Source organism: Pseudomonas sp. IT-P44 (genome assembly GCF_949768225.1).
Taxonomy (GTDB): domain Bacteria; phylum Pseudomonadota; class Gammaproteobacteria; order Pseudomonadales; family Pseudomonadaceae; genus Aquipseudomonas; species Aquipseudomonas migulae.
Map to the genome: position 1 here is coordinate 72297 of NZ_CATKQM010000005.1, position 23770 is coordinate 96066.

A 23770-nucleotide genomic window follows, 5' to 3' on the forward strand; every position below is an offset into this window, starting at 1 on the left:
CGTGTCGGCGCCTGACGTAATACCCATCCATCGAGGAGTTTCACATGAGCAACGTTCCGTACAAACGCCTGAACAAAGACGATGCCGTTGTCCTGTTGGTCGATCACCAGACCGGTCTGATTTCGCTGGTTCAGGATTTCTCGCCGAACGAATTCAAGAACAACGTGCTGGCCCTGGGCGACGTGGCCAAGTTCTTCAAACTGCCGACCATCCTCACCACCAGCTTCGAAAACGGCCCGAACGGCCCGATGGTGCCGGAATTGAAAGAGCAGTTCCCGGACGCGCCGTACATCCCGCGTCCAGGCCAGATCAACGCCTGGGACAACGAAGATTTCGTCAAGGCCGTCAAAGCCACCGGCCGCAAGCAACTGATCATCGCCGGTGTGGTGACTGACGTTTGCGTGACCTTCCCGACGCTGTCGGCGTTGGCCGAAGGGTTTGAAGTGTTTGTGGTGACCGACGCCTCGGGTACCTTCAACGAAACCGTGCAACAAGCTGCGTGGGCACGTATGGCCGCCGCCGGTGCACAACTGGTGAACTGGTTCTCCGTGGCGTGCGAGCTGCAGGGCGACTGGCGCAACGACATGGAAGGCCTGGCGAACCTGCTGTCGCCGCGTATTCCCAACTACCGCAACCTGATGAACAGCTACTCGGTGTTGACTTCGAAATAAGCTCCGCTGTAAAAAAATACCTGCCTCCGTGCGGGTATTTTTTTGCCGGTTCCTGTAGGAGCGAGGCTTGCCCGCGAACCAGGCGACTCGGTGTATCTGGTCGACCGCGTGATCGTTCTTCGCGGGCAAGTCGGATCGCCGCACCGCTCGCTCCTACAGGTTTTGGTTTATGCCTGGCGTTTTTGCAGCCAACTCAGGAATCCGCCTTTCTTGATCGGCACCGGTTTGGCCAGCAGCGCCAACCGACTGTTCTGCTGCCGTACCGCCTGCAACTTGTTCAACGCCCGACCCACCTCAACCCGCTGTTCCATGCAACTGCGGGTCAGGGATTTGTCGATCCGGTAGATGATGCACGAGGTCAACGCGGTGAACGTGGCCTGCGACGGTGTATCGGTGAGGATGCTCTGTTCACCCATCACCTCGCTCGGCCCCATGCGCCCGGCTTCGGTTTGCCCGACGCCGTCCGGTACTGTCGCGCTGACCACGCCCGTGGCGATGACCATCAGGCTGTCCGGCACTTCACCCAGTTCCAGCACCACCTGACCTGCCGCGTACTGCTGCGCGACCATCGAATGGGCCATCCGATCGCGTTCGTCTTCGCTCAGGGAACGGAAGACTTTCACCTCGTCCAGCAAGGACCGCGCGCGGGATGTCGGTTCGATCACGCCGTCGAGCTGTCGGGAAATACCTGCCGCTTCGAGGTGCCGATGGGCGAGGTCGAACAGTTGATTGCGCACTTCGCTTTTCTTGCCGAGTTCGGCGATAAACCCGCTGGCCACGTATTCGGACATGGTTTCGCCGGCCTCTTTCAGTACGGCTTTCGGCGTCGGGTTGAGCAGCAGACTGCTGCTGCCTTGCAGCGTGCGGTCCAGTGCATCCAGCACCCGACGCGGACGGATGTGGTTGGGCACTTGAATGCTGATCGACACACCATGCATGTTGCCGGGGCGGCTCAGGTTGACGATCTTCGCTTTGGCCGCCACCGAGTTCGGCACCACCGCCGTACTGCCGGCGCTGGTCAGCAGGTGAGTGGCGCGCCAATCGATGTCGAGCACTTTGCCCTCGACGCCGTCGATCACGATCCAGTCATCCACCTGATACGGCTTGGTGGTGTTGAGCACGATCCCGGAAAACACATCGCTCAGGGTGCTTTGCAACGCCAGGCCGACGACGATTGCCACCACCCCGGACGTCGCCAGCAGACCTTTCACCGGCAACTCCAGCACGTAACCGGCTGCGGCGACGATGGCGATCAGAAACACCAGCGCGCCGATGACGTCCTGCAGCAACCGCCCGCTGTGCCCGATGCGCCGCATCAGCAGCAGGCCGATAACTTCGGTGAGCACACGGGCGGCGTACAGCCACCAGAGAATCCCCAGCGCCGTCGCGCCCAGTTGCGCCACGCGGTCGTCTGCCAACAGCGGCGCCTGCAACGGGCTGACGCCGGCGTTGATGATTAGCGCGCTGAACATCAGAAACAGCGCGAGGCGCACACCGACCCGCGTGACGCGATACTTGAACGGCGCTACGTGCCAGAGCACGGCGTCGATGACCAGCAACAGCGCACTCCAGGACAGCAGATGACCGTAGATGAGGGACATGGAAGAACTCCGGAAGTCTGATTTTTTTGTAGGAGCCGGCTTGCCGGCGATGGCGTACTTGAGGGCGCCTTCGCGAGCAAGCTTCGCTCCTACAGTTGAACTGTGTGAACCCGATCCCCTGTAGGAGCCAGGCTTGCCGGCGAAGGCGTATTTGAGGGCGCCTTCGTGAGCAAGCTTCGCTCCTACAGTTGAACTGTGCGAACCCGATCCCCTGTAGGAGCCAGGCTTGCCGGCGAAGGCGTACTTGAGGGCGCCTTCGCGAGCAAGCTTCGCTCCTACAGTTGAACTGTGCGAACCCGATCCCCTGTAGGAGCCAGGCTTGCCGGCGATGGCGTACTTGAGGGCGCCTTCGCGAGCAAGCTTCGCTCCTACAGTTGAACTGTGCGAACCCGATCCCCTGTAGGAGCCAGGCTTGCCGGCGAAGGCGTATTTGAGGGCGCCTTCGCGAGCAAGCTTCGCTCCTACAGTTGAACTGTGTGAACCCGATCCCCTGTAGGAGCCAGGCTTGCCGGCGAAGGCGTATTTGAGGGCGCCTTCGCCGGCAAACGGAGCGCCGCCCGGCCGCTCCTACAGAAAAGCCCCTCGCACGATGACCGTGGGAGGGGCGAGGGGACTCAGTTCAGATGAGTCTTGAGTTCCAGCGCGGCCTGACGCACCGCCGCTTTCACTTCCGGAATCTGGCTCAGCGGATTGAGCAAGCCGAAGTCGTGAATCATCCCGTTGTAACGCACCGCCGTGACCGGCACACCGGCCGCATCGAGGTGGCGGGCATACGCTTCGCCTTCGTCACGCAACACGTCGAACTCGGCGGTCTGCACCAACGCTGCCGGCAAGCCCTTGAGCTGTTCGGCGCTGGCCTGCAACGGCGAGGCGTGGATCTGCGCACGCTCGGCCTGGTCGGTGGTGTAGTTGTCCCAGAACCAATTCATCATGCCTTTGGTGAGGAAGTGGCCTTCGGCAAATTGCTGGTACGAGCCGGTGTCGAACTGTGCGTTGGTCACTGGCCACATCAACAACTGGAAGCGCAGCGCCGGGGCTTTCTGTTCCTTGGCCATCAATGCCACGACCGCAGCCATGTTGCCACCGACGCTGTTACCGGCCACCGCAAGACGCTTGCCGTCGACGCCGATGTCCTTGCCATGCTCGGCCACCCAACGGGTCGCGGCGTAGGCCTGGTTGATCGCGGTCGGGTAGTGCGCTTCCGGCGACGGCGTGTAATCGACATACACCGCGACGGCACCGGAGCCGACCACCAGGTCATGAATCAAGCGTTGGTGAGTCGGGTAATCGCCCAGCACCCAGCCGCCACCGTGGAAGAACATGAACACCGGCAACTCACCTTTGACCTTGGCCGGGCGCACGATTTTCAGGTTGATGGTTTGACCATCGACCTTGATTGCACGATCGCTGACGTCCACACCCGACAGATCAACCTTGACCGAGTTTTGCGCACCGGTCAGCACCGCACGGGCGTCTTTCGGGCTCAACTGCTCAAGCGGTTTACCGCCACCGGCGGCGAGGGCTTCGAGGAAGGCTTGAGTGTTGTGTTCAACGCCTGGGCTGCCAGCGGCAAAGGCGTTGTCGACGGAGAGGGCGAGCAGGGAAGCGGTCAGGGTTTTTTTGACGAGGTTCATGAGCAAATCCTTTTTAATTAGAGATTGGTTACCTAAGGGTCAGGTTGCTGCTGCGCTGGGACTCAGGCCTCAGCAACACCGTGGACACAGATTAATAGGGTGCTCGAAAGGGAAAAAGCGGCTATAAAGCGTTTAACTGTCAACCGGAAAGTGACAATGAACCCGTTCGAAGATATGCGTATTTTTTGCCAGGTCATGGACTCCGGCAGCTTCACCTCGGCCGCCGATCAATTGGGCCTGTCCAAGCAGTTCGTCAGCCGTCGCTTGATGCAACTTGAAGAACGCCTGGGCGTACGCTTGCTCAACCGCTCCACGCGGCGCCTGGACGTCACGCCGCTGGGCCAGAGTTATTACGAGTCGGCGTTGCGCTTGCTCAGCGAAGTCGAGCAGGTGGAACAGGGCATCGCCGGCCAGACCACCGAACCGCGCGGCACCATTCGCGTGAGCGCACCGTTGTCGTTTGCGGTGGCGCATTTGGGGTGTTTGCTGCCGGTGTTCTTGCAGCGTTATCGCGATGTCACGGTGGAAGTGGATTTGAGCGACCGCCCGGTGGATCTGCTCAGCGAGGGTTACGACCTGGCGTTGCGCATTGGCATCCTTGAAGACTCGACGCTGATCGCCCGCCGCATCGCTTCGATCCAGCGGGTGTATTGCGCCAGCCCGGCTTACCTGGCGGAGCGCGGAACGCCGGGTAAACCCGAGGACCTGCACACGCACGACTGCCTGCCGTATGGCCACGGCCGACAGGTGCAATGGCGTTTTGAAGGGCAGGGCAAGCCGCTGGCGGTCAACGTGACCGGGCGGATGCGGGTCAACAACGGTGAGTTGCTCAGGGATGCGGCCATTGCCGGGATGGGGATCACGTATCTGCCAACCTTCATTGTCGGGGCGGCGTTGAAGGATGGACGGCTGGTGCCGGTGCTGGATGAGTTTCGCCCGCAGCCGCTGACGTTGTCGGCGGTGTACCCGCAGCATCGCCAGAGTTCGCGACCGGTGCAGGCGTTGATCGAGTTTTTGCGTGAGCGGCTGGATCAGACCGAGGGTGGACTCTAGATTTCACGCGGTTCCTGTGGGAGCGGGCTTGCTCGCGAAGGCGGAGTGTCAGACAACAGTTACGTCGAATGACACTCCGCCTTCGCGAGCAAGCCCGCTCCCACATTGTGTTTATGGGGTTCCTGAAATCAGCGGTGATCAGGACCTTTTGTCATCGCCCGGCTCGCCACCGACGTGCACGCCGTGGTCGTCACCCGGTTCACCGCCGACATGAACGCCGTGGTCATCGCCGATTTCGCCGGCGCGATGAACGCCGTGGTCGTCACCGATTTCACCGGCGCGATGAACGCCGCGGTTGTGGCCGACTTCACCGGCATGATGAACGCCGTGGTCGTCACCGATTTCACCGGCGTGATGAACGCCACGGTTGTGACCGACTTCACCAGCGTGGTGAACGCCGTGATCGTCTCCCGGTTCGGCATGGGTGCCGCTGCGACCGGATGAGGCGGTGTTACCGGAATGTCCCGAGCCATGGTCGTTGCCACTGTGACCGCTGCCGCTATTGCCGCCGCCGTTTCCACCGTGACCGCTGCCGCCATTGCCGCCACTGCCACTTCCGCCGTGGCCACCGCCGTTGCCGCCGCCACCGTTTCCACCACCGCCGCCACCGCCAGAGCCACCGCCACCGCCGCCAGAGCCGCCGCCACCACCACCAGAGCCGCCACCACCCCCACCATCCTTGGCCTGAGCGCTCGATACGCCGGACAGGCTGTCCGGAATCAATACGGTAGACGCCGACAAAACCGCGCCAATGGCTACTGCCAGTAAAAGCTTGTTGATGTGCATGTCGTTCTCCGTCTTCTTATTCAGGTTGGAACGTTGATGAACAATGCAACTTGCTGCTCGATTCAGTGGGAGAACACTGCAACGTTCCGGTTTATTCAGTGGCAACGTCGATGAACGATGAACGGTACGAGTCGACCCTGTCCCGGGGTCAGTGAATGCTCGAGGCCAGTTCGAATATCGGGATGTACATCAGGATCACGATGACCCCGATCAACAGGCCGATGAAGGTCATGAGCAAGGGTTCGAACAAGCGTACGAACCATTCGATCCAGCGGCTGATTTCTTCGTCGTAGAAATCCGCGCTGCGTTCCATCATTTGTCCGAGGTTGCCGGACTGCTCGCCGGCACGCAGCAAGCGCAGGGACACCGGCGTCACGAGGTGATTGAGCTCCAGCGCCGTCGACAGCGATTGCCCCTCGCGCACCCGCTCGCAGGCCTGGTCCAGGCGCACGCGGGAGGCCGCAGTGAGCAGGCCACGGACCATGCCCATGGCGGTGACGAGGGGGATGCCGCCCTGCAGCAGAATCCCCAGCGAGCGATAGAAGCGCGCCAGTTCGTACATGAAGATGCGTTGATGGACTGCCGGGAGTTTTTCGATCACCCGGTCCACGCCCCGGCGAAAGGCCGGTTGGCGCTGGAGGAAGGCGAGGGCGACGACGACCGCCGCCAAGGTGCCGAAGAATTCACCCTGGTGAGCATGCAGGAACATCCCGCTGTTCATCAGCACTTGTGACAGCCACGGCAGGTTATTGCCCAGCCCTTCGAACACCAGGCTGAAGCGCGGCACCACGTAACCCATCAAAAACAGCACCACGCCACCTCCCACCACCAGCAACAGCATGGGGTAGATCGATGCGCTGACGATCTTCTGTCGAACCTCGTCCATGCGCTGGCGATAGCTGACATAGCGGCCCAGCGCATCGCCCACCGCGCCGGTCTTCTCGCTGGACTGCACCAGGGCCACGTAGAGCGGGGGGAAAACCGCTGACAACTGACCCAGCGCCTGGGAGAACGATTTGCCCTCATAAAGCAGGCGCACCAGTTCACTCAAGGTTTTGCGGGCCTGTGGCGCGGTTTCTTTTTCCGCCAGGCTTTCCAGCGCATCGATCAATGGCAGGCCGGCGTTAAGCAGGGTGGTCAGCTCCTGGCTGAACAGCACCAGGTTGAACGTCTCGCGCTTTTGCAGACGCAACGCCCGCCAGTGCTTTTCGGCTTGCAGGCTGACGACCCGCAGGCCCTGGTCTTCGGCAATGCGTCGGGCCTCGCTGTCCCCATGGGCCTCGACCGTCATCGAGACCACGCCAGCCTTGCCGACGGCCTTGAGATGAAAGCGCATGCTCGCCTCCCGTCACTGCCAACTGGTGATTTCGGCGTTTTCGCCTTCGCCGCCGGGTTGACCGTCCTTGCCCATGGACAACAGGTCGTATTCACCGTTTTCGCCGGGGTAGCGGTAGGTGTAATTGCGGCCCCACGGATCCTGCGGCAGTTTTTTCGCCAGGTAGGGGCCGGTCCAGCGGGTTTCGTCACTGGGCGCGGTGACCAGCGCCTGCAAACCCTGTTCGGTCGACGGGTAATGGCCGACCTCCAGGCGGTACAAATCCAGCGCTTTGCCCAGTCCTTCGATTTGCGCCTTGGCCACCTTCACTTCGGAGCGGCCGAGTTGGGCGAAATACTTCGGCGCGACGATGCCGGCCAACAACCCCAGCACCACCAGCACCACCAACAGTTCGAGCAACGTGAACCCGCGCTGGGCTCGCGGTGAGCCGTTACGCGGGGCACAACACAGACGATGATTCATGATGACCTCACACAGTCGGCAGAAGGGTCGCCACAGAGGCTCATGCAATTGCCATGCTCACCCCCCGGACATCCTGCCGAACCCCCTGAACTACTGGCCTTCGCGCTTACGGCACAGTGCTTGCGTATGGCTGGTTCACTACCGGTCATTGGGGCAATAGCCCCATTTTTCGGGGCCGGTCAGGGGAGACAGAATAATGAAAACACTCACCACTGGACTGCTCGGCTGCATGCTGCTGGCAGGCACAGCTCAGGCCGATGTATTCGTTTCCGTGGACAGCAAGGGCAGCTACGTTTTGTCCAATGTCCACCGCCCCGGCCGTACCTATGAACGGGTGATCCGCGAGCCTGAATCGTCGCAGGTCAGCCTTGATCAACAGCCACAGATGATTGCCCGGCAACCCTATGCCGAGCTGGTTTCGGCGGCCGCCAAGGCCAATCAATTACCGGCGGCGCTGTTGCATGCGGTGATCCAGGCCGAGTCCCACTACGACTCCGGCGCGACCTCATCGAAGGGGGCTGGCGGGCTGATGCAATTGATGCCCGATACCGCCCGGGAAATGGGCGTGACCAACGTCTATGACCCCAAGGCCAACATTCAGGGTGGGGCCAAATACCTCAAGCGCCTGATGACCCTGTTTGACAACGACATCGCGCTCGCCGTGGCGGCCTACAACGCCGGGCCGCAAGCCGTGCTGAGCCGTGGCGGGGTGATCCCGCCGTTCGCTGAAACCCGCCGTTATGTGCCGAGCGTGCTGCGCCAATATCGCCGCTTGCAAGGCCTGGCCGTGGATGCGCCGCTGTGATGGGTGATGGCCCCACATGTGGGGCAACACATTCATCTGTAGGAGCCGGCTTGCCGGCGAAAGCATTTTCACAATCACCACCTGTCCACAAATCCGATCGCCAGCAAGCCGGCTCCTACAAGTGTGGGCGTTTTGCTGGAATCAGAGGGCAACCCGAATGGTGGGGATTGGGTGGGGAATATCCCCCGACTTATCAAGTCGTTTACGTAGCTAGCTGAAAAATAACAAAAAAATTTATGGCATGCGGATTGCTCCAGGGGATTTGTCGAGAATCATTCCCGTGAGTACCCAAAGCGAGGCCCGTGATTATGACCGGCATACCCCACGCTCATCATTTGGTTAACTTGCTGCTGCTTGTTGCACCCCTGTTTGGCATCGAGTTGGCCGAAGCCGCCGTGCGTTGTGAACGAAATCTGGTGGCGAACGTCGTGGCGCTGGATCAACCGCTCATGTTCAACCGCCTCGGCGCACAAAACGCCAACGGCATGATGTTCGCCCTGCGTCGTGATGTAGTCGACGATCACAATGTGTCCCTGGCCTACGGTGGCGCAGCGGTGCCGGGCAAGGTTTCGCTGCGGCCCGACAAGCGTCCGCGTCCATTGGTGTTGCGGGTTGCCGCCGGTGACTGCCTGACCATCAATTTGCAGAACCTGCTGGCCTATCAGGCCAACCCTGGCAGTCACGACAGCGGCGAGGAAGAAGAGGGGGAAATCGAGGGCGAGGTAGAAATCGGCAACGCGGAGCAGTTCAAGGTTGATGAGCAGGTCACCGACCGCCACGTCGGCTTTCAGGTCAATGGTCTGCAGGCGGTCAACAGCATTGACGACATTTCGGCCTACACCGGACGCAACCCCAATACGCTGGTTGCCCCCGGCGCGACCCGTTCCTACACCTTGTACGCCGAGCGTGAAGGAGCGTTCGCCGCCAGCAGCCGCGGTGCAACGTTCGGTGGTGAAGGCGATGCGGGCAACGTCGCCAATGGCCTGTTCGGCGAAGTGGTGGTGGTGCCCAAGGGCGGCCGCACCTATCGCAACACCGTGACCGAAGAAGAAATGCGCCTCGCCAGCACCGGCCGCACGCCGGCCGGTCAACCGATTGTCGATTACCAGGCACGTTACCCGCAGCGCGAACCGTGGATTCGTGAAGGCAAGGCCGGCACGCCGATCATCAACATGGTCGATGGCAACGAAATCATCTCCAGCGAGAGCGATGCGATCGTCATGGGCAGCTACGCCGACGGCAGCTTCCCGCCGTCGACCTATCCGCTGGAAGCCATCGGCAAACGCAACCCGGCGCTGCCTAACCGGCTGGAACCGTTCCGCGATTTCGCCTCGCAATTCCAGGATGAAACCGCCGCGACCCAGGCATTCCCCGCGTACTGGGAAGACCCGGTCATGGCCCACGTGCTGGAGCCGACCCGCGATTCGTTCATGATCAACTACGGCTCTGGCGGCATGGGCGCCGAAGTGGTGGCCAACCGGTTAGGCGTCGGGCCGATGCACGATTGCCTGTCTTGTGCCTATGAAGAATTCTTCCTCAGCTCGCACACCGTCGGCGACGTGGCGATGCTGGTGGACGTACCGGCCAACGCCGGTCTGGAAAGCATCCGGCCGGGCGAAACACCGCGCGCCGATCAGGTCGGGGTCAAGGCGACGATGGCGCTGTATCCGTCCGAGCCGTCCAACGTCAACCACAGCTACATCGGTGACTTCGTCAAATTCCGCAACACCCACAACGGCCACGAACAACACATCTTCCACCTCCACGGGCATCAGTGGCTGTTCAATCCCAACGACGACAACTCTGACTACGTGGACGCCCAAGGCATCGGGCCGGGCGCCGGCTACACCTATGAAATCGCCAACGGCGGGTCGGGCAACCGCAATCGCGTCGCCGGTGATGCGATCTATCACTGCCACTTCTATCCGCACTTCGCCCAAGGCATGTGGAGCATGTGGCGGGTGCATGACGTGTTTGAAGAAGGCACCCGACTCGAGGTGTCCCAGCAGGGCGCCGACGGTTATCACAGCGAACCTTATGCACTGCGCAGCGGTAAACCGGCCGCTGGCGCCCGGGCCTTGCCCGATGGCGAGATCATTGCCGGCACGCCGATTCCAGCGGTCGTGCCGCTACCGGGCAAAGCCATGGCGCCGATGCCGGGCAAGGTCGTGGTCGTGCCGAAAGTCGGCGAGACCCTGGTGGCTGGCAATGGCGATGATGAAGACGGCGACGGTGAGCAAAGCGGTGGCGCCCAGGCCATTGGCTCCCTGGCGCTGGTTGACCGCAGCTACGCCAACCGCAACGCCGACGGCAGCCTGAAAAACCCTGGATATCCGTTCTGGATCGGCGGCATGGAAAGTTCGGTCGGCCAACGTCCACCAACCCCACCGCTGGACATGCTCGACGCCGCCAAGGCCTATGCCTTGAAAACCAGCGGCAATGCCTTGTGGGCCAACCTCGATCCGGCGCAGTCCGGTGGCTGGGACGGCGGTTTGGGACGCCATTCCCTGGACGGTTTCTCTGCCGGTGGCGAGGCGAACACCGTGACCACCTCGCTGGATTTCTCCAAGGAAGTGACCCGCGCCAAAGCGCTTTACCTGCCGGAAGAGGGCACCGAAGTCGAACAGGCGGCCATGGCCTTCCACGCGAAAAAAGACCACCCGAGCTTCGCCGTGCTGCCCGGCAATCAAATCGTCGCACGCGCCTTCCGCACTAACGGCGCGCTGCCAGTCGCCGGTGCGCCTTTCTACGAACCGTGCATGGACGACCGGCAGAAACGCCTGACCAGCAGTGCCGGCATGGGCGAGTTTTTCAGCGGCGAACGGCTCGACGGCATGTCCTTCAGCGGGGCCTCGACCTTCACGGCTGACCGGCCACGGGTCTACAAAGCGGCGAACATCCAGTTCGACGCGGTCTACAACAAGGTCGGCTACCACTTCCCGCAAGCGCGCATTCTGGCCCTGTGGGAAGACGCCTGGCCGGTGATCACCAAGCAGCGTCCGCCAGAGCCTTTGGTGATGCGCATGAACACCCTCGACTGCGTGCAATACCAGCAAACCAACCTGGTGCCGGCCACCTATGAAATGGACGACTATCAGGTGCGCACGCCGACTGACGTGATCGGCCAGCACATTCACTTGCCGAAATGGGACCTGACGGCGGCGGACGGGTCGGCCAACGGCTGGAACTACGAAGACGGCGTACTTTCCCCCGGTGCGGTGCAAGAACGCATCCACGCCATCCGCGAGTTCAACCAATGCCAGGGCACTGACCCGCGTGACGGCACACCGGCCTGCCCGAAAGCTAAAAACCACCCGTACTTCGGCCAGTTTGGCCGGGCCGACTGGGTCGGGGCGCGCACTGCGATGCAGCGCTGGTTTGCCGACCCGGTGGTGAACAGCAAAGGTGTCGACCGTGGCCTGGGGACCATTTTCACCCACGATCACCTCGGGCCATCGACTCACCAGCAGATTGGTCTGTACGCCACCGTGCTGGCTGAACCGGCCGGTTCCACCTGGTTCCACGCCGAAACCGGCGAGCCGTTGTACAGCGGCGCGCGCCAGGATGGCGGGCCGACTTCGTGGCAAGCCGTGGTGTCCACCGGCGATCTGGATGGCGACGGCAAGAACGACAGCTTCCGTGAGTTCTTCCTTGAGTACAGCGACTTCCAGCATGCCTATGAAGCCGGTGTGTACGTGGGCGCGGGTCCCAATGGGGTGCCGAATCCACAAGCGTTCCCGGCCACTGCGGACAGTTTCCGCTACGCGATCAATCCGCCGGTGCGCAACAACGCCAGCACCCTGTTGGACGGCATTCTCGAAGTGCAGGGCGGTATGGTCCCCGGTTGCCCGAGCCGGCCGTGCCCACAAGCGATCTCGGTCGATGACCCCGGCATGTTCGTGGTCAACTACCGCAACGAACCGCTGGCCCTGAGGGTATACGACCCCTACAAGATCGGCCCGGACGGCAAGCGCGGCATGCAGGCCTACGGCCTCGGCGGCGATCTGGCGTACGCCATGCAAAGCCGCACCGACCGTGCGATCCCGGCGATGAACCAGGCGCCGAACCTGATCACCGCCGCCACCGGCCCGACTGGCGGCACCACTTTGTTCCCGCCGCACATCAACCGTGGCGGCGCGGAACCGGGTGATCCGTTCACGCCGATGCTGCGTACCTACACCGGTGACAACGTGCGGCTGCGGGTGCATGCCGGCGGTCACGAAGAAGAGCACAACGTGACCCTGCACGGGGTGAAGTGGCTGCAAAGCGGTTCCGGTTACGGCAACAGCTCCAACTCGGGTTGGCGCTCGTCGCAAATGATCGGGATCTCCGAGCAGATGGGCTTCATTGCGCCGGTCTCGATGCTGTCCAGCTCGGCGGCGACCACGGGTGATTACCTGTACTCGATGGACGCCTCCCTCGAAGGTTACTGGAGCGGGATCTGGGGCGTGATGCGTAACTACACGGCCCAGCGCAGCGATCTGTTCGCGCTGCCGAACAATCCGAAACCGGCGGGGATGCGCAACACCGTGGCGTTCGACGGTACTTGCCCACGGATCAGCGCCAACCCGAATGGCATCGGCACCCGGCCGACCGTGCAACGCAACTATGAAGTGGTCGCGGCACTGGCCAACGACATTCTCGGCAATCCGCTGAACCTGGCCCTCGGCGATCCGGCGGGCATCGGCCAGCATGTCGGCGGGCCGTTGAATCCGGCAGGCGGCACCCTGGTGTACAACTCGCGGGTGGTCAATATCCCGCAGGTCACCGTGACTGATCCGGAGGATGGCGAAACCATCACCATCGGCGGGCAAAGCGGTCCGCTGCATGACCCGACCGCGATCATTTACGTGCGCAAGTCTGACCTCGACACGGTCACCGGCAAGCTCAAGCCCGGTGTGCCTGTCGAACCGCTGGTACTGCGCGCAACGGCGGGGGACTGCATCAACATCACCCTGGAAAACCGTCTGCCCATGGTCATGCCGGACCTGACCCAGACGGCGGTGATGCAAGGCATCGTCAAACGCGATCGCAACAGCGGACAGGGCTCGACCACCTTCAGCAACAACCTGGTGCGGCCGTCCAGCCACGTGGGCCTGCACGCGCAATTGCTGGCGTACGACATCACCAAATCCGACGGCACCAACGTCGGCGCCAACCCGATCCAGACCGTGCCACCGCGGGTTGGCAACAGCGGCGCCTACCCGACCCGTACTTATCAGTACTACGCCGGGCATCTGGAGCGTGAAGGCAAACCGATCACTCAACTGGGTCGCAACGTCGACAACATCAACGCCACGGCCGTGGAGTTCGGCGGGTTGAATTTCACCCCGGCGGACGTGATCAAGCAACCGCAGAAAGGCCTGGGTGGCGCGATGAGCATCCTGCCGGTCGGCGCTACCTGGGTGGACGACGCGCGCAAAGTCACGGCGACGGTCACCGCACCGGGGCAGACCCCTTACCGCGACTTTGCGATGGTCTGGCAGAAAGCCTTGAACATTCGCTGGGCCAATGGCCGGCCGGTGGAAGGCATCGCTGCCGAAGGCCTCGGTGTGCCGACCGATCCACAGGACAACTCAAGCATGGCCATCAACTACAAGGCCGAGCCGATATGGTTCCGCTTCGGCCTGGCGCCGGATGCGCCGTTCGGTCACGCCGACGGCGCGGGTTACGGCGACGTGCCCAACGCGCACATGGCGTACAGCAATGCGCTGGTGGGCGGCGATCCGCAGACGCCGGTGCTGTATGTGAAACCGGGGCAACCGTTCCGCACGCACATCCTGATGCCATCCGGGGGTAGCCGCGGCACGACGTTCCAGCTGGACGGTCACGTCTGGTCGGTCAACCCGTTCCAGTCGGAGAAGAGCGACACCGGCGGTTATCCGATGAGCACACCAGGCGTGGGTTCGGTGCGGTTCGGGGTCAACCCGATGTCGATGTACATCGGCGCCCACGAAAGCATCCTGCCGGCGGCGCATTTCAGCTTCATGCACCCGAGTGCCGGGGGCAGCAACGCGATACCGGGCGACTACCTGTTCCGCGATTACGGCGCCTACGGCAATACCGCCGGGCTCTGGGGCTTGTTGCGCGTGACCAACGAACCTGAACCGGCACCGTAGACGTTGTGCGACACCAGCCCTGTAGGAGCGAAGCTTGCTCGCGAAGGGGACACCTCGGTTGTGGGTGGTATGGCGGATGACGCCTTCGCGGGCAAGCCTCGCTCCTACAAGGGATCGGGTTTACAGGGTTCGAAGTGTAGGAGCTGGCTTGCCAGCGATGGCGGCCGCAAGACAGGCGCAGATCTGTAAGGGGAGAAGGTGACATGAACAGGACCACTGCAATTGCCGGTTGTGCTCTGGTTGTCGGGCTGGCGCTGATCTGGCTGGGCGTCTGGCGCACGACTCCGCCCGACATGCTCAGCGAGATAGCGCTACCGGACACTTGGAGCGGTCAGACGCTGGAGCGTGACGGCGTGTCCGTAACCCTGCAAATGCAGCCATTGGCCGAGGACGGTGTGCTGCGCGAAGGCGAGTTTGCCGACGTGCTCTTCCGGGTCAGTGACAGCGCTTCGGGCCAACCCCTTTCCGGCGTCAATCCCGGTGCCTGGCTGGACCCGGAAACCGTTGCCGCCGACCTGGCCCAGGGCCGTGACCGGAGCTGCAAATCCCGGGTCGGGGTGTTCCTGAAATCGAGCATCGGGGCACGGCCGCTGCTCGACCTGAACAGCTATTTCCTGCTGGTGATGAACCGTGATGCCAGTGTCTCCGTGGTCGACCCATCGGTCTCGGTGGGCGGCATCACCAGCACCATGGCCCGCATCGACCTCAAGCGGCCGCCGATGGATTGGGTCACACCGAAGGACAACAAACGCGTATTCATCTCCATGCCCACCGCCGGCGAAGTGGCGGTGATCGACAGCGAGCAATTCAAGTTGATCGCCTCGGTGGCCGCCGGCAGCCACCCGGTGCGCGTAGCGTTGCAACCGGACGAGCGCCTGCTGTGGGTCGGCAACAATGCGCCGAAGGCCGAAGCGTCCGGGGTCACCGTGATCGACAGCCAAAGCCTGAAGCCGCTCAAACACCTGGCCACCGGCGCCGGGCATCACGAAATCGCCTTCAGCAAGGACAGCCGGTTTGCCTTCATCACCAACCGCGACGACGGCACGCTGAGCATCATCGACATCGCCAGCCTGACCCTCAGCAAGCAACTCAAGACCGGCTCGCGTCCTTTGTCGGTGGCGTATTCGCCGCTGTCCCAGGCGGTGTATGTCGCCGACGGCAAGGACGGCACCGTGACCGTGGTCGATACCGCCAGCCTCGACGTGCGCCGGGTGATCAAGATGAAACAGGGCCTGGGCCCGATGGGTTTCAGCGCCGACGGTCGATTTGGCATCGTTCTCAACACCCTGGAAAACCAGGTGGCCGTGATCGATACCGCCACCGATTCGCTGGTCCATGAACTGGACGTGTCCGCCGAACCGTATCAACTGGTGTTCACCAAGGCTTACGCCTATGTGCGCGGGCTGGCGTCGCCCAAGGTGACGATGATCAACCTGTCGTCGCTCGGCGAAGGTCGCCAGCCGATCAGCCAGGGTTTCGAAGCCGGGCCCCAGGCGCCACGGCTGGCCGGCGATTTGCCGCTGGCGTCGAGCCTTGCGGTATCGCGGGACGACAACGCGGTGTTTGTGGTCAACCCGGTGGACAACACCACCTATTTCTACGCCGAAGGCATGAACGCACCGATGTCCGGTTACCCCAATCGCGGGCAAGTGGCGCGGGCGGCGATGGTCATCGACCGCAGCCTGCGCGAAGTCGAGCCGGGGCTGTACAGCGCGCGGGTCAAACTGCCGCCGGCCGGGCGTTTCGACGTAGCGTTCCTGCTCAACCAGCCGAACATCATCCATTGCTTCACGACGCTGGTTGAACCGGATACCCGCCTCAGCCGACACCCCGGCGTACCGAAAGTCGAATTCCTGCTCGACAACGCCACCGCGGCCCTCGGCAGCCCGTACACCGTGCGCTTTCGCATCGTTGAGGGCCAACAGAAAGCCCAGCGCAGCGGCGTGAAAGACGTGCAGGTGCGCTACTTCCGCGCCCCGACTTCGCGGGCCCGGGAGGTCGCGGCCCTTGAGGTCGGCAACGGAATCTACGAAGCCCCAGTGACGCTCGACCAGAACGGCGCCTGGTACCTGCACGTGCGTGCGGCGTCCCTTGGCGCGAATTTCGATGACAAGACCTTTGCCAGCGTTCGGGTCCTGCCCGGCGATGCCCGTTGAAGAGGAAATTGACATGAACCGATTCGCACACCGTGGACTGCTGACGTTCTGCCTGTTGACCATCGGCGTGGGGCAAGCCCTGGCGCACTCGGCGGATGAGCACGCCGGGCACGACATGCCGGCCAAAGGCGCCCGTTCGGAAAGCGCCCAGGTCAAGTTCGCCGACGTCGCGCTGGTGGACCAGAACGGCAAACCGGTGCGTCTGGAGAAGGATCTGGTGACCAACAAAATCGTGGTCATGAGCTTCATTTACACCAGTTGCACCACGGTGTGCCCGGTGGTGTCGTCGATCATGGGCAAAGTGCAGAAACAGCTGGGCGCGCGGGTGGGCACCGAGGTGCAACTGGTCTCGATCAGCATCGACCCGCAGCGTGATGACGCCAAACGCCTGAACGCCTACGCCCGCAGCTTCCAGAACGGTCCGGGCTGGAGCTGGCTGACCGGCAGTGCGCAATCGATCGACGCCACCCTCAAAGGCCTCGGCACGTTCAGCGGCGACTTCAAGAACCACCAGCCGCTGATCCTCGTCGGTGACGGCAACAGCCGCCACTGGACGCGCTATTACGGTTTCACCGACCCGACCGTACTGACCCGTGAAGTGGAGAAACTCAGCGGCCAGCGCAACAGCCACGCCAAACACACTGCCATTGCCATGGAGCAGCAACCATGAGAGTCATCGACTGGGTTGCGTTGAGCCTGTGCTTCTGGATTTTCAGCTCGTTGGCCTTCGCTCACGAAGGGCACGAAGAACCCGCTCCCGTCGTGGCCACCGCACAACCGGCGAGCGGCACGCGCGATGCGAAAACCTGGTTCACCGACACGCCGTTGCAGGACCAGAACGGCGAGACCCTGCACTTTTACAGCGACGCGCTGCATAACCGCGTGGTGCTGCTGAACGTGATTTTCACCAGTTGCACGGATGCCTGCCCGCTGATCACTCGCAAGCTCAAGGAAGTGCGTGAGTTGCTGGGCGATAAAGCAGACGGCATTACCTTTATCTCCCTTACCAGTGATCCGCTGCGGGATACCCCGGCGGTACTCAAGGCTTACACCTTGAAGCAGGGCGTCAATGGCCCCCACTGGCTTTTTCTCACTGGCGACAAGGCGCAAATGGATCTGGTGCTGGGGCGCATCGGCCAGATCGTGCCGACTCCCGAGCAACATTCAACGCAACTGATTGTGGGTGACGTGGCCAACAAACGCTGGAGCAAAATCCGCCCCGATGCCCCGGCCGCCGCCATTGCCCAGCGCTTGCAATTGCTGACAATGCCCGTGGCCGGTCGCTGAGCCCGCACCATGAAAATCTCCCTGATCCTCGGCCTGTTCCTGATCGGCAATCTTCATTGCGCTGCCGATACGTTGCCCTTGAACCCTGACGAAAGTGCCGGCAAACGGCTGTACCGCGAGGGTGTGTCGGGCAGCGGTGAACCGATCATGGCGCGTATCGGGGCGACGGGCATGTTGCTGCCGGCCACCAGCCTGCCGTGCGCCAACTGCCACGGCACCGATGGCCTGGGCCGGCCCGAGGGCGGGGTGCGTCCACCCGATCTGAGCTGGTCGCGGCTGACCAGCACCTATGGCCAACGGCACGTCAATGGCCGCAACTACCCGGCGTACACCGACGGCACCCTGGCGCGGGCGATTCAGGAGGGGCGCGATTCCGCCAACAATCGCCTCGACCCGGCGATGCCGCGGTTCGTGTTATCGATGAAGGATCAGCGCAACCTCACGGCCTACCTCAAACGCCTGGCCGATGAGCGCGACCCCGGCCTGACGCCTGACAGCCTGCACCTGGGCACGTTGTTGCCGAGTCAGGGACCGTTGGCGGAGGAGGGCGCGACGGTGGCAGCGGTACTCAAAGGCAGCGTGGCGCGAATCAACAAGGCGGGGGGGATTCATGGCCGGCAGGTGCGCCTGACGATCCTCGACCCGGGGCCGGACCCTGTCAGTGCCGGGCGGGCGCTGGATCAGTTGATCTATCAGGAGCAGGTGTTTGCCCTGATCGCGCCATTGGCGCCGGCACTCGACACGCAACTGGTTTCGCGTCTGGAGCAGGCGGGCATTCCGTTGATCGGTCCGCTCTCGTTGCAGGGTACGGCGCAGAGCAGTCGACAGATTTTTGAACCGATGCCCGGGGTGCGCGAGCAACTGATCGCCCTGGCCGATTACGCCACCGGGAGTTTGCGCGTGCTCCAGGGCCCGACGCTGATTACCTACACGGACGATCCCGGTCAACGACTGGCGGCTCATACCCTGCGTCAGTATTTGCAAGATCACGCCTGGCAAAATGTCAGCCTGCAGGCCTACGACCCGGTAAAGGACCAACTGCCGCTGGGCTCGCGCTCATTGTTTTACCTGGGCTGCGGTAGCGATTTCAGCCTGCTCGCCGAAAGGTTGCAGAGGGCGGGGCAGGTTCCTTACCTGTTCGCCATGGCGAATCAGGTGGCGGGTGACCTTTTGCGAGTGCCCAGTGGTTTTTCCCGGCGGTTGTTTTTGTCCTATCCGTTCGTGCCCAGCGACTGGACCCTGGCCGGGCGCCTGGCCCTGATCCAGTTGCGCGAACAGCAGGGGCTCGGTGGCCAGCACGCGGTGCTGCAAGTCGGCGCGTTCAGTTCGATGCTGTTGCTCAGCGAAGGCATGAAGCAGGCCGGGCGCGACGCCAGCCGCGAGAAGCTGATCTATGCGCTGGAAGGCCTGCATGACTTCGACACCGGGCTGACCCCACGCCTCAACTTCGGGCCGGGCCAGCGACTGGGCTTGAGCGGCGCGCATATCGTCACCGTGGATTTGCCCGACCAGCGCTTCTACCTGGTCGCCCCTTACAAGCCCATTACCGCGAAACCCTGACCGGAGGCCTCGATCATGACGCTCAAGACTCTGTTGACCCTGCTGACGCTGTGGCTGCCGGTGGCGTTCGCCAGCAACGGCCCGGTCGCAGCGCGGGTCAATGGCGAGGAGATTTCCCAGTTCCGCCTCGAACGCTATTTTGCCGAGTACCTGGAGGACCAGGGCCGGGCGCTGGGCAGCATTCGTAATCCCAAGGCGTACAAGCAACTTCGGCAAAAGGCGCTGGACGCATTGATCGATCGCGAGTTGCTGTGGCAGGAAGCGGTCAAGCGTGGGGTGGTGATCAGCGATGCCACCGTGCAACGCCAGGTTGAACAGACCCGGCAGGCCATTGGCGGTGCCGAGAAATTCGCTCGGCGCCTGGAAGACGCAGGTTTCGACGAGGCCGGTTTTGTTGAATACACCCGCCGTGAACTCGCGGCTCAGCAGGTCTTTGCCGAGCTGACCAGCGTCGAGGGGCCGGACGAAAAACAGGTCCGCGCGTTCTATGAAGAACACCGCGCGCAGATGAGCCAGCCCGAAGCGGTGCAGGCACGGCACATCCTGATCAAGGTTGCCCAGGACGCCGATGCCGCCACAGTCGAAGCGGCGCGGCTACGCTTGGTGCACATGCAGGCGACAATCCGCCAGGGCGCGGACTTCGCCAGCGTGGCCCGGACGGGGTCCGAAGATGCCTCGGCGAGTGAGGGCGGAGATCTGGGCTATTTTCCACGTGGCCGCATGCTGCCAGCGTTTGAAGCGGCAGCCTTTGCCCTGGCACCGGGCGCGGTGAGTGAGCCGGTTCGCACGGCACTGGGCTGGCACTTGATCCAGGTGCAGAACCACAGGGAGGTGACCGATGTCACAGAGGTGCAAGGGCTTGAGATGGTCAGGGCGTACCTCGACCGACAGCAACAGGCTCAGGTTCGCCTGCAGGTTTTGGCGCAACTGCGATCGCGTAATCGAATCGAACGAATTGACGATGAATGAAGGTTCCCCCCCAATAGTGGGGAAAAGCTTCAGGGCAATTCCGTGTGCGCCCCCGCCTTTGGGGGGCGGTGTATTTGGGCGGAAAGGCTTTTTTATGAAAATCAAACACATACAGTGGTGAAACACCCGGCACCCAGCCTGGCATGAAGTGTGCGTTAGCCTCGGTAAGGCGAGCACTCTGCCAGGTTCGGAACTCGGGCCTGCGGTTTCAAGGAGTCCACCTTGTTAAACAAAGTACTGGTTGTCGATGACGAACAGCTTCTTGCACAAAACCTCAAGGATTACCTTGAGGCGCAAGCACTGGACGTCCGGGTTGCACATGACGGTGCGGCGGCTATCGGCGAAGCCGAGCAGTTTGCACCCGATGTGATGGTGTTCGATTACCGCTTGCCCGATATGGAAGGCTTTGAGGTGCTCGATGCCATCCGCCGGAACAGGAACTGTCATTTTGTGCTGATTACCGGGCACCCGACCGCTGAAGTCTGTGAGCGGGCCCGGCAGGTGGGAGTCAGCCATATCCTGTTCAAACCGTTTCCAATGGCGGAACTGGCCCGTGCAGTCTGTGACCTTCTGGGGATGGAGCGCGAACCCAAAGCAGGCGCGCGCACATCCGAGGGGTTTGTCGAACGACGCCAGAGCAGGACCGAGAGTTTCCCGCTGCAGTTGTACGACGGCAGTTGGGTGCTGGCGGATCGTCGACGCAATCCCTCGACGTCCAAGGCACCAGACGACGAACAATTGCTCACCGGGGAGTAGTGGCGCGACCAGCCGTTGCGGTAACCGCCGTAATTGCTCGCCGCGTCGACAGGGCTCAAAGCCCCCGGCGTTGGAGAGCAAGCCATGGACCGTCTATCCCTTGCCGTCGAACCGGCGCAGTTGGAATCCGTACCGTCGCGCTTTTCCAGTGAGCAATTGGCCCAGGCCCGATCACTGGCCGCCAGTTCCGGCGAGCGGATGCTCGAAGCCCTCGGGGTGTTGTGCGAACTGGCCCCCATGCCCTTCATCCAGTGCCTCGGCGCCACCCTGCATTATCCGGTGCTCGACACCGACAACCTGTTCAAGTCCACTCCCGTATTCGACAGGGTCACCCTGGCCCAATGCCTCAAGCGCGAATTCATTCTGTTGCGCCACGACGAGGAGATCATCGGCGTGTTCGCCGATCCGTTCGACACGTCGCGCCTGGCCTGGATCGATGACTGCCTGCACGGCGCGCCGCTGTACCTGGTGCATGCCGACGACCTGAAAGCCTATCTGGCACGTCACGAAGAGAGCTTCCATGCGGTGGAATCGCTCAACGCCCAGGCCGATGCCAACATCGAAACCGACACCCTGCAAAGCCTGTCTCTGACCAGCATCAGCGAAGACGCCAGCGTCGTCGTCAAACTGGTCAACTCGACCCTGTACGACGCCTTGAAAATGCACGCCAGCGATATCCATTTGGGCACCACCGGCAGCGGCCTGGTGATCAAGTACCGCATCGACGGCGTGCTCAACAACATCAGCAAGATCCAGGGCAGCGAGTTCGCCGAGCAGGTGATTTCCAGGGTCAAGGTCATGGCCGAACTGGACATCGGCGAGAAGCGCGTGCCTCAGGACGGTCGCTTCAAGATCGGCATCAGTGGCCGGCAGATCGACTTCCGGGTCTCGATCATGCCGAGCATCTTCGGTGAAGACGCGGTGCTGCGGGTGCTCGACAAACAGGACCTGGCGGACAAGGTCTGCGGCGTGCAGTTGCAGGCCCTGGGCTTTGAAGACGAAACCTTGCGCCAACTGCGCAGGCTGGCGGCCGAACCCTACGGCATGGTGCTGGTGACCGGCCCCACCGGCAGCGGCAAGACCACCACGCTGTACGCGATGATCACCGAGATCAACCACGGCGTGGACAAGATCATCACCATTGAAGACCCGGTGGAATATCAGTTGCCGGGCGTGCTGCAAATCCCTGTGAATGAAAAGAAAGGCCTGACCTTCGCTCGTGGCTTGCGCTCGATCCTGCGTCATGACCCGGACAAGATCATGGTCGGTGAAATCCGTGACCCCGACACCGCGCAGATCGCCGTGCAATCGGCGCTCACCGGTCACCTGGTGTTCACCACGATCCACGCCAACAACGTGTTCGATGTCATCGGCCGGTTCACCCAGATGGAAATCGATCCCTACAGCCTCGTCTCGGCGCTCAATGCCGTGCTGGCGCAGCGCTTGATCCGCCTGGTTTGCACCAGTTGCAGCGCGCCGTGCACCCCGACCGATGACGAATTGCTCGCTTCGGGTCTCGACCCCCACAACGTCGATCACTTCCACTTCGTTCACGGCAAGGGCTGCGGGCATTGCCGGGGCACCGGTTATCGCGGGCGCACGGCGATCGCCGAGCTGCTGCACCTGGACGACGAGTTGCGGCAGATGATCGTCGAGCGCCAACCGATTTCGAAAATCAAAACCCATGCGTGCAAACGAGGCTTGCGCTTGCTGCGCGAGTCGGCGCTGGAACTGGTTCAGGAAGGGCGCACCACGCTCGAGGAGATCAATCGTGTCACTTTTGTCTCGTGATCGTTTTATCGCCGTGCTCGGCGCCAGTGGGGTCGGCCTCGGCCAGCGTCGTGGCAGTGAAACCCTGTGGCTGGGCAGCGTCGGTTTTATCGACGAAGGCTTCCACGCCTGGGCGGTGGCGCTGGACACCCTCGATCATCTGCTGGCCGATCACACCCACGCCGGTGCCGAGTTGAGCGTGGTGATTTCCGGGCACTTCAGCCGTTTCTGTCTGGTGCCCTGGAGCGAACAGATCAGCAGCCCTGACGAATTACTCGGGTTTGCCCGGCTGTGCTTCGAAGACCTTTACGGCGTGCCGACGCAACCCTGGAGCCTGGTGCTCTCGCCGGAACCGGCCGGCTACGACCGGGTCGCCAGCGCACTGCCGCAGGATTTGCTGACGCGTCTGCGCACCCTGGTCAGCGCCCGGGGCCTGCGCCTGCGTTCGGTGCAGCCGTACCTGATGACGGCGTTCAACCACTTCGATAAAAGCCTCGAAACCGGCGACTTCCTGTTCGTGGTCGCCGAGCCGGTACGCAGCGTATTGCTGCTGGCCCGGGAAGGCCGCTGGGCCTCGGTGCGTTCGGTGGGCACCGGCGACAGCGACGCCGCACTGACCGCGTTGATCGGTCGTGAAAGCCAATTGCAGGCCTCCACCAGCGAGCGGCCACTGAACGTTTACCTGCATGCGCCCGCGCGTATCGATGTGCAACCCGACATTCCCGGCGTGCACTTGCGCACCCTTGAAGAAGACCGGACAACCGTACGCGATGGCTTGTACGTCATGTCCCGGGCGGTGGCCTGA

The 23770-nt window shown here is 62.5% G+C and carries 17 protein-coding genes; 12 read left to right on the forward strand and 5 right to left on the reverse strand.

All coding sequences use genetic code 11. The annotated features are described in order from the left end of the window. The first annotated feature begins 44 nt into the window (after positions 1-44). Positions 45-671, forward strand: coding sequence for an isochorismate family cysteine hydrolase YcaC (gene ycaC / locus ACM6IO_RS02010; RefSeq protein ID WP_008032694.1), 627 nt, complete (start codon positions 45-47; stop codon positions 669-671). 167 nt (positions 672-838) lie between these two features. On the opposite strand, the gene ACM6IO_RS02015 is transcribed toward ycaC, so the two are convergent. Together ACM6IO_RS02015 and ACM6IO_RS02020 are read right to left on the reverse strand one after the other, a co-directional pair. After that, positions 839-2272, reverse strand: coding sequence for a mechanosensitive ion channel domain-containing protein (locus tag ACM6IO_RS02015; protein ID WP_414910802.1), 1434 nt, complete (start codon positions 2270-2272; stop codon positions 839-841). A gap of 614 nt (positions 2273-2886) precedes the next feature. Continuing rightward, positions 2887-3906 (reverse strand): alpha/beta hydrolase, encoded by a 1020-nt coding sequence (locus tag ACM6IO_RS02020; protein ID WP_414910803.1) that lies wholly within the window; start codon positions 3904-3906, stop codon positions 2887-2889. 156 nt (positions 3907-4062) lie between these two features. Here ACM6IO_RS02020 and ACM6IO_RS02025 point away from each other — a divergent pair, with 156 nt between their 5' ends. Continuing rightward, on the forward strand, positions 4063-4959 hold the full coding sequence (locus ACM6IO_RS02025; RefSeq protein WP_008043389.1) for a LysR family transcriptional regulator: 897 nt from the start codon (positions 4063-4065) through the stop codon (positions 4957-4959). A gap of 138 nt (positions 4960-5097) precedes the next feature. Here the strand turns inward: ACM6IO_RS02025 and ACM6IO_RS02030 are convergent, their stop codons facing one another. The 3 genes from ACM6IO_RS02030 to gspG all read right to left on the reverse strand — a co-directional run bounded on the left by ACM6IO_RS02030 (position 5098) and on the right by gspG (position 7543). Further along, positions 5098-5745, reverse strand: coding sequence for a hypothetical protein (locus tag ACM6IO_RS02030; protein ID WP_008043388.1), 648 nt, complete (start codon positions 5743-5745; stop codon positions 5098-5100). Between the two features lie 148 nt (positions 5746-5893). Then, complete coding sequence (locus ACM6IO_RS02035; protein WP_008043385.1) at positions 5894-7081, reverse strand: type II secretion system F family protein; 1188 nt, start codon at positions 7079-7081, stop codon at positions 5894-5896. Positions 7082-7093: 12 nt separating this feature from the next. Beyond that, positions 7094-7543, reverse strand: a complete 450-nt coding sequence (gene gspG, locus ACM6IO_RS02040) for a type II secretion system major pseudopilin GspG (protein WP_008043382.1) — start codon at positions 7541-7543, stop codon at positions 7094-7096. A gap of 196 nt (positions 7544-7739) precedes the next feature. Between gspG and ACM6IO_RS02045 the strand changes: the two genes are divergently transcribed. The 10 genes from ACM6IO_RS02045 to ACM6IO_RS02090 all read left to right on the forward strand — a co-directional run bounded on the left by ACM6IO_RS02045 (position 7740) and on the right by ACM6IO_RS02090 (position 23770). Continuing rightward, positions 7740-8348, forward strand: coding sequence for a lytic transglycosylase domain-containing protein (locus tag ACM6IO_RS02045; RefSeq protein WP_414910804.1), 609 nt, complete (start codon positions 7740-7742; stop codon positions 8346-8348). 308 nt (positions 8349-8656) lie between these two features. Continuing rightward, entirely contained in the window at positions 8657-14467 is a 5811-nt protein-coding gene (mnxG, locus tag ACM6IO_RS02050) for a manganese-oxidizing multicopper oxidase MnxG (protein ID WP_414910805.1), read from the forward strand. A gap of 203 nt (positions 14468-14670) precedes the next feature. Further along, positions 14671-16623 carry a cytochrome D1 domain-containing protein gene (locus ACM6IO_RS02055; RefSeq protein WP_414910806.1) on the forward strand — a complete coding sequence of 651 codons (1953 nt, stop codon included), beginning with the start codon at positions 14671-14673 and terminating at the stop codon, positions 16621-16623. A 13-nt stretch (positions 16624-16636) separates the two neighbouring features. Then, on the forward strand, positions 16637-17293 hold the full coding sequence (locus tag ACM6IO_RS02060; RefSeq protein ID WP_414910807.1) for an SCO family protein: 657 nt from the start codon (positions 16637-16639) through the stop codon (positions 17291-17293). Beyond that, a complete protein-coding gene (locus tag ACM6IO_RS02065) occupies positions 17290-17910 on the forward strand; it encodes an SCO family protein (RefSeq protein WP_414910808.1) in 621 nt (206 codons plus the stop codon). The genes ACM6IO_RS02060 and ACM6IO_RS02065 overlap by 4 nt, the downstream gene beginning before the upstream one ends. A 9-nt stretch (positions 17911-17919) precedes the next feature. After that, positions 17920-19470 (forward strand): ABC transporter substrate-binding protein, encoded by a 1551-nt coding sequence (locus tag ACM6IO_RS02070; protein ID WP_207286691.1) that lies wholly within the window; start codon positions 17920-17922, stop codon positions 19468-19470. A gap of 15 nt (positions 19471-19485) precedes the next feature. Continuing rightward, positions 19486-20439, forward strand: coding sequence for a peptidylprolyl isomerase (locus tag ACM6IO_RS02075; RefSeq protein ID WP_414910809.1), 954 nt, complete (start codon positions 19486-19488; stop codon positions 20437-20439). Between the two features lie 222 nt (positions 20440-20661). After that, positions 20662-21195, forward strand: coding sequence for a response regulator (locus ACM6IO_RS02080; protein ID WP_008043360.1), 534 nt, complete (start codon positions 20662-20664; stop codon positions 21193-21195). An 84-nt stretch (positions 21196-21279) separates the two neighbouring features. Next, complete coding sequence (locus tag ACM6IO_RS02085) at positions 21280-22986, forward strand: GspE/PulE family protein (RefSeq protein WP_008034012.1); 1707 nt, start codon at positions 21280-21282, stop codon at positions 22984-22986. Continuing rightward, the gene (locus tag ACM6IO_RS02090) at positions 22967-23770 is read left to right on the forward strand and encodes a hypothetical protein (RefSeq protein WP_192418333.1); all 804 of its coding nucleotides are present in this window, start codon (positions 22967-22969) and stop codon (positions 23768-23770) included. Before ACM6IO_RS02085 ends, ACM6IO_RS02090 begins: the two co-directional genes overlap by 20 nt.